Consider the following 17,421-nt stretch of genomic DNA (forward strand, 5'->3'; position numbering starts at 1 on the left):
TCGAACCGTTTTCACCGGCACCACTTTCACAGTCCTCGATTCTGAACCCTCACCCATGTACGACCACATCCTGCTTCCGACCGACGGTAGCGACGCGACCGATGCGACCATCGAGCACGCGGCGACCCTCGCCGAAACGTACGGCGCGACGGTCCACGTCCTGTCCGTGGCCGACTCGCGCAACCGCTTCGAGTCGCCCTCGGCCGGCATCGCGCCGGACGTGTGGGAGAAGTCCGAACTCGACCGCGCGGAGTCGGCGGCCGACGCCGCCGTCGAGGCGCTCCCCGACGGCGTCGAGACCGAACGCATCGTCGAGGAGGGCGTGCCTCACTCGACTATCGTCGACTACGCCGCCGACGCCGAGGTCGACCTCGTCGTGATGGCGACCCACGGTCGAACCGGCCTCGACCACTACCTCGTCGGCTCCGTCACGGAGCGCGTCGTCCGCCAGTCGGACGCGCCGGTGTTGACCGTCCGCGCGGCGGACGAAGAATAAGCGCCGCGACCTCTCGCGGTCCGCGTTACTCGAACTCTTCTGCCAGCGCGGCGCGGTGCTCGCGGCGCTTCTGAAGCGCCGCGTCGCGCAGTTCGCGCTCCTCTTGGGAGTCGCAGACGAGGTCCGGAACCGGACTCGGCTTCTCGTCGTCGTCGAGCGCGACGAACGTGAAAAAGGAGGTGATGGTCTCGCGGCGGTCGCCCTCGCTCGGTCGCTCGGCGGTCACGTCGACCTTGATGTCCATGCTGGTGCGACCGGTGTCGAAGACGTACGCCTCGACGGTCACCACGTCGCCCACGTCGATGGGTGCGAGGAAGTCCACGTGGTCCATCGACGCCGTGACCACCTGCCGCTCGGCGAAGCGTCGCCCGGCGATGGCCCCGCAGACGTCCATCCACTCCAGAATCCGCCCCCCGAGGGCGCGACCGAGGTTGTTCGTGTCGTTGGGCATCAAAATCTCGCTCATCTCGGCGCGGGACGCCGACAGCGACCGCGTGCCGACCGACGACTGCTGTTGCATACCACACGATCTGAGACGGACGTGGTTAAATTATTCTACGTACTGAAAAATAGAAATAAAGGCGATTAATCGCTCGGGTTGTCGATTGTCGACAAACGCCCCCTCACATTTCAACGACCTAGACAATTAATAGTGTTTATTACGTATCGAACGGTGTCTGCGCGAACCGCAGACAGGTGGTGGGACGCCGACACCCATCTCTCGTTCGCGTGCGGGGGGACGTTCCCGAGGGTTCCGACTCCCGTTCGACCGCGACGAGCGACGGGGAATCAGTCGCCGATTCCGACGCCGACGACCCGAGCGGCTCCCGTTTCACGTCCGTCCCGCGCCTCGCCGAACCGCGACGGCCGGACGACGGGGCTCGCGCCGGTCGCCCCGCAGACCGGACACGACGCTGCACCGGCCCCTCGGCGCGTCGGTGGAATCGCGACTGCTTCGCGTATTCGATTTTTCGCTCACTCGACCCGCTCAGCCTCGACGCCGCCGTCTTCGATTTCGATATCGACCGCGTCGGCGGAGATGTCCGCCGTCTCGATGCCGTCCAACTCGCCGAGTATCTCGCTGATGTCGTCGAGGCCGAGGAGTTCGCGGGTCTCCTCGTCGAACGCCTTGCTTTCGAGGCCCGCGGCCTGCTGTATATCGGAGCCGGTCAGCCCCTTCCCGTAGCGGCCGAGCAGCGACGTGAGTTCCTGCGGCAGCACGTACGTCGTCGACGGCGAGGTGCCGATGTTCCCCAGCGTCTCCATGCCCTTGTCGATGATGGCGCGCTCGCCCATCGACTCCGCCGCGCGGGCCCGGAGGACCGTCGAGATGGCGTCACCCTGCGCTTCGAGAATCTGCGACTGCTTTTCACCCTGCGCGCGGATGATGTTCGACTGCTTGTCGCCCTGCGCCTTCTCGACGGCGGAGCGACGTTCGCCCTGCGCTTCGAGAATCATGGCGCGGCGGCGGCGCTCGGCGGAGGTCTGCTGTTCCATCGCGTTCTCGACGTCCTTCGAGGGCTTCACCTCGCGGACCTCGACGGATTCGACGCGGACGCCCCACTCGTCGGTCGGCTCGTCGAGTTCCCGGCGGATGCGCGCGTTGATGTGGTCGCGGCGCGCCAGCGTGTCGTCGAGTTCCATGTCGCCGAGGGCGGCCCGCAGCGTCGTCTGCGCGAGCAGCGAGACGGCCCGGCGGTAGTTGTCGACCTGCAGGAAGGCGCGCTCGGGGTCCATCACGCGGATGTAGACGACGGCGTCCGCCGTCACCGGTGAGTTGTCCTCCGTGATGGCCTCTTGGGAGGGCACGTCGAGCGTCTGGGTTCGCATGTCGAAGCGGTAGGTCTTCGAGACGAACGGCGGGACGACGTTCAGCCCCGGTTCGAGGATGCCCTTGTAGTCGCCGAACACGGTCAGCGTCCGCTTTTCGTACGCCTGCACGATTTCGACCGCGTCGTACACCGCGGCGACGGCGAGCGCGAGGACGACGTATCCCGCGAGCGTCAGCGGCGTGACGGGGAAGACGACGACGGCGATGCCGAAGACGATTACCGCGACGGCGAGGGGACCAAGCCAACGCGGGATTCGGCCGGGCTCGCTGTCGACCGGCCCCGCGCCCGACGACGAGGACGCCGAGAGCTTCCCGAGTTGGTAGAACAGGCTGTCCATGGTGGAGAGTGACACCGAAGCGGAATAAAGCTACCCGGCCACCAGCTATTTGTCCGCGAACGACCCACCGCCCCGTATGCGAACGAACCGCGGCCGAATCGACGTGGAGGACCTGCTGAAAATCATCCTCCTGCTCGTCCTCGTCTGGCTCGTGCTCGAAATCATCGGCGAGGTGCTCGGGCTGTTCGGCGCGTTGCTCGGCCCGCTCCAGCCGATTCTGGGACTCGTCGTCGCGGCGCTCATCGTCCTCTGGCTGCTCGACCGAATCTGACCCCCCGCTGCGACGATACGCCTTTGTGTCTCTCGCGTGAGTCACGGGCGTGTACAGTCTGAACGTCCCGGTTCCGGGGCGGGTCGCCCGCCTCGCGTCCGACCTGTTTCCGTACCTCGCCCCGTTCGACCGGGTTCGCGACCGGCACACGCTCGTCTGCAAGCGGTTCGAAGACACCGAGTTCGACCGCTTACACGAACAGTTGCGGCGCGTGCTCGCCGGTCAGCCGGCGTTCGAAGCCCGCGTGACCGACGTCCGATTCTTCGAAGCGCCGCCGCGCGGAGCCGCGCCGGTCGTCTATCTCGCTGTCGAGAGCCCCGGCCTCGCCGACCTGCACCGCGCGCTCACCGACGAGTTCGGCGCTGTCGACGGACTGGAGGGCGACGACTACGTCCCGCACGTCACGCTCGCCCGCGGCGGCAGTCTCGCGGACGCCCGCGCGGTCGCGAGCCAGTCCATCGAGCCCGTCGAGTGGACCGTCTCGCAGCTCGACATCTACGACTCGTCGTTCCGCGAGACCGCGGCCTCGATTTCGCTTCCGGCCTGACGGGGGGATTCGACCGCGTCGCCGTCGGCGAAGCGACGACCGCCGGTGTGTCACCCCGTCCCGCCTCGTCAGTCGCGCGCCCGGAGCCGCATCCCCATCGGCTCTTCGGGGTGCATCGTCAGCGACCCGCGAAGCGAGAACGGCTCGTCGCGGACGTAGTCGAGTTCGTACCGCTGGGCGACGGTGCCGAGGATGAGCCGCCCTTCGAGCAGCGAGAGGTGCTTGCCGATGCAGTGGCGCGGCCCCCCGCCGAACGGGAAGTACGCGAAGCGCGGGCGGTCGCCGGCCCGCTCGGGTGCCCAGCGGTCCGGGTCGAACGAAAGCGGGTCGTCCCACCAGCGCTCCGAGCGGTGGACGACCCACTGCGGGAGCATGATGGCCGAGCCCTCCGGGACGCGGTAGCCGCCCAGACGAACGTCCACCTTCGGCTCGCGGAACATGACGTACACCGGCGGGTACAGCCGCATCGCCTCGTTCAGCATGCGTTCGGTGTACTCCAGCTTCCGAACGTCTTCGAACGTCGGCGTCCGCCCGCCGAGCACCTCGTCCAGTTCGCGGTGGAGCTTCGCCTCCGCCTCGGGGTGCTGCGAGAGCAGGTACCACGCGTACGTCAGCGTCAGCGCCGTCGTGTCGTGGCCCGCGAGGAGCATCGTCATCAGCTCGTCGCGGAGGTTCTTCTCGGTCTGCTCGCCCTCGTCGTAGGCGCGGAGCAGAATCGAAAGCAGGTCCATCGGTCGGTCGTCGCCCGTCGCGTCGGCGGGCACCGACGACGCCGGCGTCTCGCCGTACTCGGTCCCGCGGCGCTCCTCGACGATGTCCCAGACGAGCGATTCGAGTTCGGACAGCGCCTCCTTGTACTGGCGGTTCTCCCGCGTCGGGGCCCAGTCGGGCGTCAGGAACCGAAGCGGGTCGGGTTCGAACCGCGCCCCGAGCGGTTCGAGGTTCTCCTGTACCCGCCGGACGCGCTCGTCGTCGAGGTCGGTGCCGAACATGGCGTCGACGATTATCTCGACGGTCAGCCGCGCCATCTCCAGTTGCACGTCGACCACGTCGCCGTCGCCCCACGACGACAGCATCGACTCCGTCCGGTCGGTCATCATGCCGGTCATCGTCGAGATGCGCCGCACGTCGAACGCCGGCTGGGCGAGTTGGCGCTGTTTCTTCCACGTCGCGCCCTCGCTCATGAGCAGGCCGTCGCCCAGCAGGTCGCCGATGGCGCGGTCCTGGAACTGCGGCTTCCTGAACTTCGACGCCTCGCTCACGAGCACCGTCTCGACGTCCGCCGGATTCGTGAGCATGTAGGTGTCGAGCGGGCCGAGGTCGAAGTGGACCACGTCGCCGTAGGCGTCCGCGACGGCCGTCAGGAACGTAAACGGGTCGCGGGCGTACTGTCTGCTCGCGCCGAACAACGGGAGGCCCTTCGGTCCGGGAGGGGTCGCACTCATCACCCTGTGTTGGTTCGAACAGGTAAGAATCGCACGGCGGTCGCGGCCGACTTTTCGCGCCGACCGCGACCCGCTCAGGGCCGCGGCGGGTCGCCGTCGTAGGCGTCGCGGTCGTTGTAGAAGTTCAGCATCGCGAACTTGAGCTTGTTCGGCGCGATGTCGACCATCTCGGCGCGCTCTTCGACCGGGAACGACCCGCGGACGCCGTACTTGCCCATCGAGGAGCTCTCGCGGGTGTAGCGTTTGTCGGCCAGCACGCGAACGCCGAAGTCGTCGGGCGCGCGGATGACTCGGCCGAGCGCCTGTCTGGTCTTCCGAATCGTCGGAATCTCGACGGCGTAGCGCCAGCCGGCGTCCTTCTTACCGCGGTAGGCGCGGTCGTAGGCGTCCTGTACCGCCTCCAGTCGCTCGGAGAGATGCGGGTAGGGAACGCCGACGACCACGACCGTCCGGGCGTCGTCGCCGTCGAAGCTCACGCCCTCGGCGAGCGTCCCCCAAAGCGAGGTGAGAAGCACCGCGCCGTTCTTGTCGACGAACTCCCGGCGCAGCTCCTCGGCGCGGACGCCCGGTTCGTCCAAGAACAGCTCCGCGCCGACGTCCGGGTTTGCCCGCAGACGCTCGTGGTAGCGCTCCGCCTCGGCGTACGACGGGAAGAACACGAGCGTGTTGCCCGGCGTGAACGTGGCGGCGTCGGCCAGCATCCCCTCGATGGTCTCCTGCGTGCCGGGGTCGTCGCGCTCGGAAGAGAACAGCGCGGGCAGCGAGACCGAAAACGTCCGTCGGTTCTCCTCGGGGTATTCGAGGCCGTAGGCCATCGTGACGGGGTTTTTGAGCCCGAGGGTCCCCTCCGTCACGTCGAACGGGCGGAGCGTCGCCGACATCAGGATGCTCGCGTGAACTTCCTCGAACAGCTCTTTCGTGACCTCTCTCGGGATGCAGGTGTACAGCTCTGCGCGGCCGTAAATCTCGTCGGTGCCGCCGTCGCGGCGGACCGACAGCATCGGATGGCGGCCGAGTTCGCCGCCCATCTCCGTCCAGTCGGCGATGAAGTTCGCCGCCTGCAGCGTCTGGCACTCCTTGCGCGTCGTCGCCTCGCCGTTCTTGTACGCGTCTTCGTACTGTTCGTCCAACTGCTTGCCCAACTGGAGCGCGAGTTCGACTTCCACGTCGATGCCGCGGCCCTCGTAGGACTGCAGGAACTCCATCGTCAGGTCGTCTCGGCGGCCCTGATTGGCGATAGAGAGGTCGTACCAGTTCTCGCCGACCTGCTCGCGCTCGCCGAAGCCGAACGCCTCCTCGTAGCTGTCGCGAAGCGAGTCGAGGAACGTCCCGATGACGTTGCGGGCGCTCTCGGCCCGCGAGTCGTCTTCGTCTTCCAGCTCGTTCATCGCGCTCTCGAGCGTGTTCTCGGTGAGCGCGCGACTGGCGTGGTCGCGGGCCGCGCTCTCGATGTTGTGCGCCTCGTCGAACACCGTAATCACGTCGTCGGGGTCGCGGTCCAACCACCGGAAGAACTGCTCGCGTATCATCGGGTCGAGCAGGTGGTGGTAGTTGCAGACGACGAGGTCGATGCCCTCCATGCCCTCCTTGAGTAGCTCGTAGCCGCAGAGGTTCTGCTTCCCGGCGTACTCGAAAATCTCGTCGGGCGTCCGCACGTCGTCGAACAGCCACTGGAAGAACTCGTCGGTGTTCCGCGCGAGGTTGTTGTAGTAGTGCTCGCAGTAGTTGCCCTCCTTCAACTCCTCCAGCTCGTCGTCGATGCTGTCGAGTTCGTCCGTGACGGCGCTCCGCGCGTCGGCCGCGCCGGACTCGCCCTCGCGCATCCCGTCGAGGAGCGACTGCGCCTGCTCGGAGAGTTCTGCCCTGTCGGACTCCTTTTCGACGATGCTCCGGGTCGTATCGCGGAGGGTCTGACACTCCTGAAAGCCCACGTCGATGTGGCACATCGAGGACTTCCCGCGGAACACCACCGCCCGGATGGCCTCCTCTCTGGTGATGGCGCGGGCGTCCTCGACGAACTGGCGCATCTGCTGGTGGACGTTCGTCGTGATGACGACCGTCTTGTCGTGCTCGCGGGCGTACGAGAGCGCGGGCACGAGCGCGGAGATGGTCTTCCCGGTCCCGGTCGCCCCTTCGAGGAGGACGTTCCGCTCGTCGTCGAGGGCGTCGGCGATGCCGGACATCGCCGCCTCCTGATTGGGGTAGGGCTCGTCGTACGGGAAGAACCGCCACGCTCCGTCCGCGTCGCCGTCGTCGGGTGCGCCGTTGGCGTGGGCCACGGGAGAATCTCGGCCGCCATCCGATTAAAAGGCTCGGAGCCCCCGACACCGCTGGACGCGGCAGGGACGGTATAATAATACCCCCGCGGTGCGGCGGCGTCGCCCGTCCGAGAGAGCGTTATTGTGCCAGACGTTGGCACGCTATTCATGGCCTCTGAAACAGCCACGACGCGACTCGAATCGACGACGACTGACTCTTGGCGCGCCGGCGTCGCCGCCGGCTCGCTCGCCGCCGTCGTCATGGGGGCGATGATGGTCGTCCAGATGCGGCCGGTCCTCGAAGTCGCCATCCCTTCGATGTACGGCCTCACGGGTGGGACCGTCGGCTTCGCAATCCACGTCGCTCACGGAGCGGTTCTCGGTGTCACGTTCGCGGGCCTTGTGAGCGCCCTTGACCTCGACCTCAGCGGCTCGCTCAGGTCGCTCGGTGCGGGCGTCGGATACGGCGTCGTCCTCTGGGCCGTCCTCGCCGTCGTCGTCATGCCCGTGTGGCTCGGTGTGGTTGGCTCTCCGGCGAACCCCCCGCTCCCGAACGTGAACGTGACGAGCCTCGTCGGGCACGTCGTCTACGGGGCCGTCCTCGGGGCGTCGTACCCCGCGCTCGACGGCGTCTTCTGAGAAGAGACCCGACCGCCGCGGAGCCGATTGCTATTCTTCGAGCAGTTCGACGATGAGTCCCTTCTGGGCGTGCAGGCGGTTCTCCGCCTGGTCCCAGACGAGCGAGCGCTCGCCTTCGAGCACGTCGCCGGTAATCTCCTCGCCGCGGTGGGCCGGCAGGCAGTGCATGACCTTCGCGTCGGTGCCCGAAAGCAGGTCCTCGTTGAGTTGGAATCCCTCGAACGCCTGCAGTTTCTCGTGGCGCTGGTCCTCCTGGCCCATCGAAATCCAGACGTCGGTGTAGACCACGTCCGCGTCCGCGACGGCCTCCTCGGGGTCGGTCGTAATCGTGGGGGCCGAGCCGAGTTCGTCCGCCTTCTCGAGCACGTCGTCGTCGACGCCGTAGTCCGGCGGCGTCGCCACGGTGAGGTCGATGCCGGCCATCGCGCAGCCGAGGACGAACGACTGGCCGACGTTGTTGCCGTCGCCGACCCACGCCGCGGACACCTCGTCGAAGTCGCCGACGTGCTCGCGGATGGTGAGCAGGTCGGCGAGCGTCTGGCAGGGGTGGGCGTCGTCGGTCAGGCCGTTGATGACCGGCGCGTCGGAGTGCTCGGCGATTTCGAGCAGGTCCTCGTGGTCGAACAGGCGGACCATGATGGCGTCGCCGTAGCGACCCAGCACGCGCGCGGTGTCCGAAAGCGGCTCGCCGTGGCCGAGCTGGATGTCTTCGGGGCCGAGGAACAGCGCGTGGCCGCCCAGTTCGGTCATCCCCGTCTCGAAGGAGACACGCGTCCGGGTACTCGGCTTCTCGAAGAGCATCGCCAGCGTCGCTCGGGTGAGCTGCGTCTCGTCGTCGCCGGACTTGATGTCGGCGGCGCGGGTGAGGACGCGGTCTAACTCCGATGCGCTGATGTCGTCGATGTCGGTGAAGTGGGTGGTTTCGAGCATTGTGTCGTGTGTCGTGTCTCCGTGTCGGTTCGCCGTCTCGGTCGGTCGTCGCTGCCGCCCGCCTCAGTCGTCCGCGAGGCGCTCGCACACGTCGACGAGCACGTCGATGGCGCTGTCGAACTCGGCGAGGTCGAGGTGTTCGTTCGGGGCGTGGTCGAGGTCCGAGTCGCCGGGACCGTAGGTCGCCATCGGGCAGTCCCACGTGCCGGCGAAGATGTTCATGTCGCTGGTCCCGGTCTTCCGGAGGAGCCGGGGCTTCACGCCGCCGACGTTGCGGATGGCCACGCGGAACGCCCGCGCCACGTCGGTCCGCGGGCTCATCATGACCGGCGGGATGGGCTTGTTCCAGTGGACGCCGCCGCGGGTGAGTTCGCCCTCCGCGACCTCGCGCACGTCGTCGATGGAGAGCCGCGGCGGGACGCGGAACTGCACGTCCACCGTCGCCTCGACCGCGAGACCGTCGTCGGTCGGGCCGCCGTCGAACGTCACGGGCTTGGTCGTCACCGTGTCGAAGACGCCGTCGCGCTCCTCGTCGAAGAAGTCGGCCACGCGGGACCACCACGCGACCGCGGACTGGATGGCGTTCTCCTCGGGGCGCGAGGAGTGGCCGAGTTCGCTCGTCGCGATGTACGTTCCCGAGAGGAACCCGCGGTAGCCGAGCGTGACGCCGTCCCAGCCCGAGGGCTCGCCGTTGACGACCGCGTCGGGCTCCTCGCGGTCCTCCACGAGGTGCCACGCGCCGCGCGAGGAGGTCTCCTCGCCGACGACGCCGACGAACGAGACGCCCGTCTCGACGGCCGCCGCGGCCATCGAGCAGAGCGGCCCCGTCGCGTCGACGCTGCCGCGACCCCAGAGGACGCCGTCTTCTATCTTCACCGGCACGTCGCCGGGGACGGTGTCGATGTGGGAGGTGAGGAGCACCGCGTCGTCGGCCGGCGCGCGGACGTTGCCGACCTCGTCTATCCAGACCTCGCGGTCGTGCGCCTCGAAGAACGCCTTCAGGACCTCGGCGGCCGCCTCCTCGTCCCCCGAAACCGAGGGCGTCGAGACCATGTCGTAGAGGAGGTGGCGCGCGTCGACCCACTCGCCCTCGTCGAGGGCGTCGGTGTCGGCGTCCGCGTCGGGGGTCACGCCGGCATCGACCTCGGCGTCGGGCGTCGTCTCCGACTGCGACTGCGACTCAGCCACTGACTCCGTCTCGGTCTCCGCTTCCGCCTCGCCGCCGTCCTCGCGGTCGATTTCGGCGTTCATGATAACACGTTCGTCATGGCGTCGACCGCGCGGTCGGCGTGTTCCTCTTCGATGACGAGCGGCGGCAGGAACCGGACGACCGTCCGGCCCGCGGGGAGCGCGAGCAACTGCTCGGACAGCGCGAGGTGCTTCAGCGTGCGGTTCGCGCCGCGCTTGACCTCGACGCCGACCATGAGGCCGTCGCCGCGGACCTCGCGGACCGGCAGGTCGTGTTCCTCGACGGCGGCTTCGAGCTCCGTCGTGAGGTAGTCGCCCACCGCGGCCGCGTGGCCGGGCAGGTCCTCTTCGACGATGGTGTCGAGGGTGGCGTTCGCCGCCGCGCAGACCACGGGACCGCCGGAGAACGTCGAGCCGTGGGAGGCCGCGCCGTCCGCGATCCAGTCGGCGCAGAGCGTCGCGCCGAGCGGCAGTCCGTTGGCGATGCCCTTCGCACTCGTCAGGATGTCGGGGACGACGCCGGCGTTCTCGCAGGCCCACAGCGACCCGGTGCGACCGATACCGGTCTGAATCTCGTCGAAGACGAGCGCCGCGCCGGCGTCGTCGGTCAGGTCGCGGGCGGTCTGGAGGTACTCCGCCGCGGCGGGGTTGATGCCACCTTCACCCTGAATCGGCTCTAAGAAGACCGCGGCCGTCTCGTCGTCGATGGCCTCGGCGAGCTCCTCCTCGTCGCCGTAGCTGACGAATTCGACGCCGCCGGCGACCGGCTCGTAGGGCTTCTTGTACTTCTGCTTCCACGTGAGCGCGAGGCTCCCGAGGGTGCGGCCGTGGAAGGCGCGCTTCGTGGCGATAATCTTCTGGCGGCCGGTCGCCGAGCGGGCGAACTTCATCGCCGCCTCGTTGGCCTCGGTGCCGGAGTTACAGAGCCAGACGTTCGAGATGTCGCCGGGCGCGAGCGTCGCCAGCTTCTCGTAGAGTTCGGTGCGGACCTCGACGGGGTACGACGCCTGCACGTAGGTCAGCTTCGCGGCCTGCTCTTGAATCGCCGAGGTGACCGCGGGGTGAGAGTGGCCGAGCGCCGCGACGGCGTAGCTCGCGCCGAAGTCGAGGTACTCGGTGCCGTCGTCCGAGTAGAGATACGGCCCCTCGCCGGACTCGATGGCGATGGGCTTCTCGTTGAAGACGAATCCAGACATTACTGCTCAGCCTCCTCGGTTTCGACCAGCGCACCGGGCGTCACGTGCGTGCCGCCGTCGTTGAGCGCGGTCACGATGGGGTCGTTCAGGTTCGCGTCGGAGACGATGACCTCGGCGGCCCCGCCGTCGAGCGCCTCCTTCGCGGCCATGACCTTCTTCGTCATGAACCCCTCGGCGGCCGATTCGAGCGCCGAGAACTCCTCGGGCGTGTCGGCCGTCTCGATGAGCGTGGACTCGTCGTCGGGGTCGGCGTAGACGCCCTTCACGTCGGTGAGGACGACGAGCTTCGCGCCGAGCGCGCCCGCGACCGCGGCGGCGGCGCGGTCGGCGTCGGCGTTGACCGGCACGCCGTCGTCGGCGAGCATCGGAACGGTCACGACGGGCGTGTAGCCGCCGTCGAGGAGCGTTTCGAGGAGCGTCGCGTTCACCGAGGTAATCTTCCCGGAGTGGTCGCCGCGCTTGATTTTCTTCTTGCCGTCTTCGATAACGCGGACGGCCGACTTGCGCGGGCCGGTCAGCAGGCCACCGTCGACGCCCGAGAGGCCGAGCGCGTCGACGCCCGACTCGCGGAACAGCGCCGTCAGGTCCGTGTTGAGCTTGCCGGGCATCACCATCGAGAAGACCTCCATGGTGCGCTCGTCGGTGAAGCGCCCGGAGACGCCCGAGGGCGACTCGACGTACGTCGGCTCCTCGCCGAGTTCTTCGAGCGTCTCGTCGACGGCGGTCGAGCCGCCGTGGACGACGACTACGTCGGTGCCGTTGGCGACGAGGTGGGCGACGTCGGAGACGGCTCCCTGCGGGTCGACGGCCTTCGCGCCGCCGATTTTGACGACGACCGGCGGCTCCTTGCCGCCGTCAGCACGGAGCGCTGACGAGGTACCGGAATCTCCGATTCCGATACCGCCGTCGGCGATGAGGTTGTCTTCGTTGTCGACGAGCTGTTCGTGTGCCGCGAGCAGTTCCTCGCGTGTGTATCCTGTCATAGTCGAAATGGTGCGTAAATCGTGGGTCGGGGCGAGCGTTCGGGGGCGGTGCGGTCAGGGCGAGCCGATGGGGTGGAAGCCGGTGAAGTCGAGTCCGGCGGTCTCCTCCAGCCCGAGCGCGATGTTGGCGGCGTGGACCGCCTGCCCCGCGGAGCCTTTCATCATGTTGTCGATGGCCGAGAAGACGACGAGTCGTCGGTTTCCGGGGTCGATTTCGAAGCCGACCTCGCCGAAGTTCGTCCCGGCGACCGACTTGGGTTCCGGGTAGCGGTAGACGCCGCCGCCGCCGGCGACGGTGCGCATGAAGGGTTCGTCGCCGTAGGAGCCGCGGAACGCTTTCCACATGTCGCCCTTCGAGACGGGGCCGTCGGGGAAGACGTGACAGGTCGCCGCCGCGCCGCGGACCATGTCGACCGCGTGGACGGTAAACGAGACCGAGAGGCCGAGGTACTCCTCGATTTCGGCCTCGTGGCGGTGGCCGGTCGGCGCGTAGGGGCGGACGATGCCCGAGCGCTCGGCGTGCGACGACGCCTTGCTCGCGCCCGCGCCGCCCTCCGACGAGCCGACTTTCACGTCCACGACGACCTGCTCGTCGCCGGAGAGGATGCCGGCGTCGAAAAGCGGCTTGAGGCCGAGAATCGTCGCGGTCGCGTTACAGCCGCCCGCGGCGATGAGGTCCGCGCCGGGGAGGTTCTCGCGGTTCAGTTCGGGGAGCGCGTACTCCGACTGTTCGAGGTATTCGGGGCAGACGTGGCCGTCGTACCACTCGTCGTACTGCGCCGCCTCGGAGAGACGGAAGTCCGCAGAGAGGTCGACGACGGTGTCCGCCGCGTCCTGAAAGGCGTCGATGTGCTCCATCGAGACGCCGTGGGGCGTCGCCGTGAACAGCACGTCGACTGATTCGAGGTCCTCCGGCGAGGTGAAACGGAGGTCGAGGTGACGAAGGTTCGGGTGGACGTGTCCGACGGTCTTGCGCTCGTAGGAGCGGCTCGTCGCCTGTTCGACGTCGAAGTTCGGGTGGCCGTCGAGCAGGCGGAGCAGTTCGCCGCCGGTGAAGCCGGAGCCGCCGACGACGCCCGCGGTGAGCTGTTCGCTCACGCCGAGACCTCCGCCAGCGACTGCTCGCCGTCGACCTTCGCTTCGAGCCAGTCGACGACCGTCGCGGGAACGTCCGTCTCGACGGCGTCGTTGAGCGCCTTGAACTCGACGGTGTGGTTGACTTCGTGGACGGTGTAGTCGTCTCCGGTCTCCATGAGGTCGACGCCGAGGAGGCCGCCGCCGACCGCGTCGGACGCCTGCTTGACGAGTTCCTTCGCGCGGTCGTCGAGTTCGAACTCGTCGACGCTCGCGCCCTTCGCGGCGTTCGTGAGCCAGTGGTCCGACGAGCGGACCATCGCGGCCACGGGTTCGCCGTCGGTGGCGAGCACGCGGATGTCGCGGCCCGGCTTCTCGACGAACTCCTGGATGTAGAACACCTTGTGCTCGTAGTTGCCGAGCGTCGACTTGTGTTCGAGGATGGCCTCGGCGGCCGACTCGGAGTCGATTTTCGCCATCAGGCGACCCCACGAGCCGACGACCGGCTTGAGGACGCAGGGGTAGCCGAACTCCTCGACGATTTCCATCGCCGAGTCGACCGTGAAGGCCACTTTCGTGTTCGGCGTGGGGACGCCCGCGTCCGCGAGCGCGAGGCTGTTTTTCGCCTTGTCGGCGCAGACGTCGGCGGTCTCGTGGGAGTTGACGACCGGGATTCCGTACGACTGCAGGAAGCGCGTGATGTAGATGCTCCTGCTCGTCGCCAGACAGCGGTCGACCACCACGTCGAGTCCGTCGAACGATTCCGGCGGCTCCGTGAGGTCGAACTGCTCTTTCCGAACGTCTATCTTCGTCACCTCGTGGCCGCGGTCGCGAAGCTCGTTGAGCAGGAGCTTCTCGTCGCGGCGAATCCGGGAATAGAGCAGTCCAACGTGCAATTTACTCTCCCCAGTCCTCTTCGAGTTCGGGCGCTTCTTCGAGTGTCACGGGGTCGAGGGAGACGACCTCAAGCTCTGCGCCCGTGGCGGGGCTGTCGATGATTTCGCCGACTTCGACGTCGGCAGGCAGCTCGATTTCCTCTCCACTCAGCGGGTCTTCCGCGGTGATGGTGTCGCTCATTACATCCGTGGCTGGTCGACGGACGGTATTAAACCCGTCGAAAATTACACGACAAAAATAAACGCAAAGAAGTCTCTAACGGGTGTTATCTGTCGAATCGGCCGACAATACGGGTCGGCCGAACGACGCGTCGAGCTTGGGTGCCACGCTCACTCGACGCCGGAGACGGGACCGGTCGTCGGACCGGTCGACCCGTCCCCCGCGTCGGGCGTGGTCGTCGTCGGGGTTCCGGTCGGGGTCGTCGGAGCCCCGCCGGTCGTCGCGGCGCGGTCGCTCGCGGTCGTCGGAGCAGACCGGCGGGCGTCGCGTCCGTGAACTCAGACATAGCTCGAAACCTCCTCTTCGAGACCCTCGGCCGCCGCGGCGAGCGAGTCGCGCGCGTCGGCGACGGCGGCGGCGTCGTCCGAGAGCTCGTCGCGGGCCGTCGAGAGTGTCGCCTCCACGGCGGTGGGCGCGGGCCCGCCGACCGAATCGCGACTCGCCACGCTCTCGGTCGGGTCGAGCGCGGCTTCGACGGCCTCGGCTGTCACGTGCGTAAAGAGTGACTCACCTAATACGTCCGTAGCGACGGCGTCAAGTGTTGCCACGTCGGGCGTTCCCTCCGAGCGGGCGGCCGCCTCCGCGACGACCTCGTGGGCCGTGCGGAACGGCAGGCCGGCCATCGCCAGCAGGTCCGCCACGCCGGTCGCGGTCGAAAAGCCGTCGCCCGCGGCCGCGGCGAGTTCGTCCTCGGGCCACGTCGCGGACCCGACCGCGCCGGCGGCCACCGCGGCCGCCTCGGTCACGTCGTCGACGGTGCGGAACGCGTGTTTGTGGGCGCGCTGCAGGTCGCGGTTGTACGCGCGCGGCAGTCCCTTCAGCGTCGTCAGGAGGCCGGTGAGTTCCCCGACGGCGTCGCCCGCGACGGCGCGGACGAGTTCCATCGTGTCGGGGTTCTTCTTCTGCGGCATGATAGAGGAGGTCGACGAGTAGTCGTCCGACAGCTCGACGAGGCCCTTGTTCGAGAATATCACGAGGTCCTCGGCGAGGCCGGAGAGCGTGACCGCGTGGGTCGTGAGCGCCGACAGCGTCTCCGCGAGGAAGTCGCGGGTCGCCGAAGCGTCCATCGAGTTCTCCATCACGCGGTCGAAGCCGAGCAGGTCGGACACGAGTTCGCGGTTCACGTCGAAGGGCGTGCCCGCGAACGCCGCCGACCCGAGCGGCGACTGGTTGATGCGCTCGTACGCGCACATGAGGCGGGCGCAGTCGCGGGCGACCGCCCGTTCGTACGAGCACAGGAAGTGCGCGACCGTCGTCGGCTGCGCGGGTTGCAGGTGCGTGTAGCCGGGCATCACCGTCTCGGTGTGTGCCGCGGCCGTCTCGAGTAACGACTCGCGCAGGGCGAGCGCCGCGTCGAGGGCCGAAAGCACGTCCTCGCGCAGGCGGTAGCGGATGCAGGTCGCCACCTCGTCGTTTCGCGAGCGTGCGGTGTGCATCTTCCCGCCGTCGGGGCCGACGATGTCGATGACGGCGGCCTCGATGGCCTCGTGGACGTCTTCGCCGCCCGAAAGCGCGTCGTGGCCCGCGGCCTCGACCTCGTCCAGCGCGGCGAGAATCTCGCTCGCGACCTCGGACTCGATGATGTCCTGCGACGCGAGCATCACGACGTGCGCCCGGTCGACGGCGAGGTCGGCCTCGAAGATGCGTTCGTCGGCCGCGAGGCTCGACATGAACCCGCGGGCGGGGCCGCCGCTGAAGCGGTCCCGGCGGATGACGCCCTCGGAGTCGCCGTCCTCGCCTGCCATCTTACTCGTCGCTACCGCCGTCTGCGGCCAGTTCGGGCTTTTCCTTCTTCGCGTTCTGGTTGGCGAGGCGCGCCTGGAAGCCGTGGTACTTGGCGACGCCCGTCGCGTCGGCCTGTTCGATGCCGTCGACCGTCTCCGTGTTGAAGGAGGCGGCGGACTCGGAGTACGCGGCGTACTCGGATTTGCGACCGACCGGGCGGGCCTGCCCGCCCTCGAACTTGATGGTCACGGTGCCCGTGACGCGCTCTTGGGTCTTCTCGAGGAAGGCGTTCAGCGCGCCCACGAGCGGGGCGTCGATGAGGCCCTCGTAGGCCTTCTGGGACCACTCGTTGTCCACGGTGGCCTTGAAGTCGCGTTCCTCCTTCGTGAGGACGAGCCCTTCGAGCGCCTCGTGGGCGTTCAGGAGCGTCGTCGCGGCCGGGTGCTCGTAGTTCTCGCGCACCTTGAGGCCGAGCATGCGGTCTTCCATCATGTCGGTGCGGCCGACGCCGTGCTTGCCGGCCTTCTCGTTGAGGAACGAGATGAGTTCGAGGGGTTCCATCTCCTCGTCGTCGACGGCGACCGGGTAGCCGTCTTCGAACGCGATTTCGATGAGTTCCGTCTCGCCGGACGGCTGGTCGGTCCACTCGTAGATGTCCTCCGGCGGGACGTAGCCGGGGTCTTCGAGGTTGCCGCCCTCGATGGAACGGCTCCAGAGGTTCGTGTCGATGGACCAGACGCCCTCGTTGCCGCCCTGCACCGGGAGGTCCTTCTCGGCGGCGTACTCGATTTCCCACTCGCGGGTCATGCCCATCTCGCGGACGGGTGCGATGACTTCGAGGTCGGAGGCGCGCCAGACCGCTTCGAAGCGAAGCTGGTCGTTGCCCTTGCCCGTACAGCCGTGGGCGATACCGTCACAGTCCTTCTCTTCGGCGAGTCCGAGGATGGCCTTAGCGATGACCGGGCGCGCGAGCGCGGTGCCGAGCGGATAGCCCTGATAGTCCGCGTTGGCGCACACCGAGTCGAGACAGAGCTGTGCGAACTCCTGTTTCGCGTCGACGACGTAGTGTTCCAGTCCGAGGGCCTCGGCCGTCTCGTAGGCCTCCTCGAACTCCTCTTCCGGCTGGCCGACGTCGACGGTGACGCCGACGACTTCGTCGTATCCGTACTCCTCTTCGAGAATCGGGACGCAGACTGTTGTGTCGAGTCCGCCCGAGAACGCGAGTGCGACTTTCTTCATGTACTCGTCTGTGGCGGGGACATACAGATAAATTCTTTGCATTCAATTTCTGAAATTAAGTGGTAGAGATGCCTATAGGCACGAAAATAGGTGATTAGCGATTTCGACGTGTCCCGAAGGAGATGATGATTGTGGCCCTAAAGGG

Annotated in this window: 17 protein-coding genes; 4 read left to right on the top strand and 13 right to left on the bottom strand. The window is 67.7% G+C overall.

The annotated features are described in order from the left end of the window. Positions 1 to 55: 55 nt before the first annotated feature. On the top strand, positions 56 to 496 hold the full coding sequence (locus tag C5C07_RS00540; RefSeq protein ID WP_004974009.1) for a universal stress protein: 441 nt from the start codon (positions 56 to 58) through the stop codon (positions 494 to 496). A 25-nt stretch (positions 497 to 521) separates the two neighbouring features. On the opposite strand, the gene C5C07_RS00545 is transcribed toward C5C07_RS00540, so the two are convergent. Beyond that, positions 522 to 1,016, bottom strand: a complete 495-nt coding sequence (locus C5C07_RS00545; RefSeq protein WP_004974008.1) for an acyl-CoA thioesterase — start codon at positions 1,014 to 1,016, stop codon at positions 522 to 524. A 455-nt stretch (positions 1,017 to 1,471) separates the two neighbouring features. Then, entirely contained in the window at positions 1,472 to 2,665 is a 1,194-nt protein-coding gene (locus C5C07_RS00550; protein ID WP_115804362.1) for an SPFH domain-containing protein, read from the bottom strand. Positions 2,666 to 2,741: 76 nt separating this feature from the next. On the opposite strand from C5C07_RS00550, the gene C5C07_RS00555 reads away from it, so the two are divergent. Both C5C07_RS00555 and C5C07_RS00560 read left to right on the top strand, forming a co-directional pair. Further along, positions 2,742 to 2,936: a hypothetical protein gene (locus tag C5C07_RS00555; RefSeq protein WP_004974006.1), complete on the top strand. Its 195-nt coding sequence runs from the start codon at positions 2,742 to 2,744 to the stop codon at positions 2,934 to 2,936. A 49-nt stretch (positions 2,937 to 2,985) separates the two neighbouring features. Further along, on the top strand, positions 2,986 to 3,483 hold the full coding sequence (locus C5C07_RS00560) for a 2'-5' RNA ligase family protein (protein ID WP_004974005.1): 498 nt from the start codon (positions 2,986 to 2,988) through the stop codon (positions 3,481 to 3,483). A 68-nt stretch (positions 3,484 to 3,551) separates the two neighbouring features. On the opposite strand, the gene C5C07_RS00565 is transcribed toward C5C07_RS00560, so the two are convergent. Both C5C07_RS00565 and C5C07_RS00570 read right to left on the bottom strand, forming a co-directional pair. After that, positions 3,552 to 4,928: a cytochrome P450 gene (locus C5C07_RS00565; protein WP_115804363.1), complete on the bottom strand. Its 1,377-nt coding sequence runs from the start codon at positions 4,926 to 4,928 to the stop codon at positions 3,552 to 3,554. Between the two features lie 74 nt (positions 4,929 to 5,002). Then, positions 5,003 to 7,207, bottom strand: coding sequence for an ATP-dependent DNA helicase (locus tag C5C07_RS00570; RefSeq protein ID WP_115804364.1), 2,205 nt, complete (start codon positions 7,205 to 7,207; stop codon positions 5,003 to 5,005). A 147-nt stretch (positions 7,208 to 7,354) separates the two neighbouring features. Here C5C07_RS00570 and C5C07_RS00575 point away from each other — a divergent pair, with 147 nt between their 5' ends. Beyond that, positions 7,355 to 7,825 (top strand): DUF6789 family protein, encoded by a 471-nt coding sequence (locus tag C5C07_RS00575; RefSeq protein WP_115804365.1) that lies wholly within the window; start codon positions 7,355 to 7,357, stop codon positions 7,823 to 7,825. Positions 7,826 to 7,855: 30 nt separating this feature from the next. On the opposite strand, the gene argF is transcribed toward C5C07_RS00575, so the two are convergent. The 9 genes from argF to C5C07_RS00625 form a co-directional block, all read right to left on the bottom strand. Then, on the bottom strand, positions 7,856 to 8,755 hold the full coding sequence (argF, locus tag C5C07_RS00580) for an ornithine carbamoyltransferase (protein ID WP_115804366.1): 900 nt from the start codon (positions 8,753 to 8,755) through the stop codon (positions 7,856 to 7,858). 63 nt (positions 8,756 to 8,818) lie between these two features. Then, entirely contained in the window at positions 8,819 to 10,006 is a 1,188-nt protein-coding gene (locus tag C5C07_RS00585) for a [LysW]-lysine hydrolase (RefSeq protein ID WP_115804367.1), read from the bottom strand. After that, positions 10,003 to 11,139, bottom strand: a complete 1,137-nt coding sequence (locus C5C07_RS00590; protein ID WP_004974000.1) for an aspartate aminotransferase family protein — start codon at positions 11,137 to 11,139, stop codon at positions 10,003 to 10,005. The genes C5C07_RS00585 and C5C07_RS00590 overlap by 4 nt, the downstream gene beginning before the upstream one ends. Further along, positions 11,139 to 12,122, bottom strand: a complete 984-nt coding sequence (locus C5C07_RS00595) for an acetylglutamate/acetylaminoadipate kinase (protein WP_115804368.1) — start codon at positions 12,120 to 12,122, stop codon at positions 11,139 to 11,141. The genes C5C07_RS00590 and C5C07_RS00595 overlap by 1 nt, the downstream gene beginning before the upstream one ends. A 54-nt stretch (positions 12,123 to 12,176) precedes the next feature. After that, entirely contained in the window at positions 12,177 to 13,220 is a 1,044-nt protein-coding gene (gene argC, locus C5C07_RS00600; protein ID WP_004973998.1) for an N-acetyl-gamma-glutamyl-phosphate reductase, read from the bottom strand. Next, positions 13,217 to 14,092 (bottom strand): lysine biosynthesis protein LysX, encoded by an 876-nt coding sequence (gene lysX / locus C5C07_RS00605; RefSeq protein ID WP_004973995.1) that lies wholly within the window; start codon positions 14,090 to 14,092, stop codon positions 13,217 to 13,219. Before lysX ends, argC begins: the two co-directional genes overlap by 4 nt. A 1-nt stretch (position 14,093) precedes the next feature. Then, complete coding sequence (gene lysW / locus C5C07_RS00610; RefSeq protein ID WP_004045057.1) at positions 14,094 to 14,273, bottom strand: lysine biosynthesis protein LysW; 180 nt, start codon at positions 14,271 to 14,273, stop codon at positions 14,094 to 14,096. A 317-nt stretch (positions 14,274 to 14,590) separates the two neighbouring features. Then, positions 14,591 to 16,057: an argininosuccinate lyase gene (argH, locus tag C5C07_RS00620; RefSeq protein ID WP_115804370.1), complete on the bottom strand. Its 1,467-nt coding sequence runs from the start codon at positions 16,055 to 16,057 to the stop codon at positions 14,591 to 14,593. Between the two features lies 1 nt (position 16,058). Beyond that, positions 16,059 to 17,276 (bottom strand): argininosuccinate synthase, encoded by a 1,218-nt coding sequence (locus C5C07_RS00625; RefSeq protein ID WP_004973993.1) that lies wholly within the window; start codon positions 17,274 to 17,276, stop codon positions 16,059 to 16,061. Between the last annotated feature and the right edge of the window lie 145 nt (positions 17,277 to 17,421).

Source organism: Haloferax sp. Atlit-4N, from assembly GCF_003383025.1.
Lineage (GTDB): Archaea > Halobacteriota > Halobacteria > Halobacteriales > Haloferacaceae > Haloferax > Haloferax gibbonsii.